The sequence below is a fragment of the Neptuniibacter sp. genome, from assembly GCF_024231755.1.
Classification (GTDB): Bacteria; Pseudomonadota; Gammaproteobacteria; order Pseudomonadales; family Balneatricaceae; genus Neptuniibacter.
The window spans coordinates 1-1,175 of the sequence record NZ_JAAEQH010000248.1 but is presented as its reverse complement, the minus strand read 5'-3'; the positions used below and the strand labels follow the sequence as shown (position 1 = coordinate 1,175).

General features: G+C 50.0%; 1 protein-coding gene. It reads left to right on the top strand.

Annotated elements, in window-relative coordinates; genetic code table 11:
* Positions 1-638 precede the first annotated feature (638 nt).
* On the top strand, positions 639-1,175 hold a 537-nt coding region (locus tag GY843_RS13235; protein WP_297310407.1), incomplete at its 3' end, for a reverse transcriptase domain-containing protein.

Sequence of the window (1,175 nt, the reverse complement as noted above, 5' to 3'; positions counted from 1 at the left end):
GACCGGCATGGTCACGAACTAGCTGGTGTAAGTCCAGCCATAACCCTGAAGGAGGGAATATGTAGATGATGGCAGGTAAGCGCAGACTCCGAGGGTGCCCGAAGAAACTATCTTGATCTACCCGAGGAGGGAATCACGGTGAAGGATAGCCAATGAGGGATCTAAAGGAAGCCTAAATCAAACTTGTCACTCAAACTCGGTGTGAATCTCTGGTAGGCTTCGCGGAAAGGGCGAGGTGCCGTCGACTACCGAAGCCCGATATCCTTCCGTATTCCGTGGGGTATAGGAGATGGGTGGGCAATGAAAGTGCGTGATCTTACCCGGTGAAGGGCCGTCTGCATATGCCGGGCCGGTTGTAACTGCGACAGCCGTGCCCTAAGCGGTGCAGCAATGTTACCGTTATGGACAGAGGGTCTTCAGATGAAGCCATAGTAGGCGTAAAATCGGTAGCCGATGAGGATGCGGTGACGTATCTGAGGGTAAAACTATCGGAAAGTGGCAGAGATGCTGGAGCCGAAGGGTGGAACATGTGACATGGAACAGAATCTCGGAATAGTGGTTGCCGCGAGTTCAGCCATAGGAGTCTCCTTTTCAGGGAAGACGTATACATTCTGCTTAATTAAAGGAGATGCGGGACGATGAAGAGACAGCCCAAAATGAAAAGCAAAACGAGACAACTGAACCTATTTGTTGATGAGAGGAGTCTCTTTGAGAAACTTTGTGACCAGAGCAGTCTGGAAACGGGGTTTAAAGCGGTAAAGAAGAACGGTGGCTCACCAAGAATAGATGGTGTGACCATTCAGGATTTCGAGAGCCGTCTTGAAGAGGAACTGGTTCAGCTTCTGGGAGAAATTGGAAGCTGGACTTATAAACCAAACCCAGTACGCCGGGTAGAAATACCCAAGCCCGGTAAAGGAGCTGGAGTTCGTTTGCTCGGAGTACCTTGTGTACGTGACAGAGTCGTCCAGGCAACGATTAAACAGCTTCTTGAGCCTATACTCGACCTGACCTTTTCAGACCACAGCTATGGTTTTCGTCCTGGTTACAGCCAGCGACAAGCCGTGGAAGCAGCACAGCGGATCGTAAAGAGCGGGAAAGAGTATGTTGTTGACATTGATTTATCAAAGTTTTTCGACCGGGTTAATCACGATCGGCTTATTTATCTCCTCTCCGAG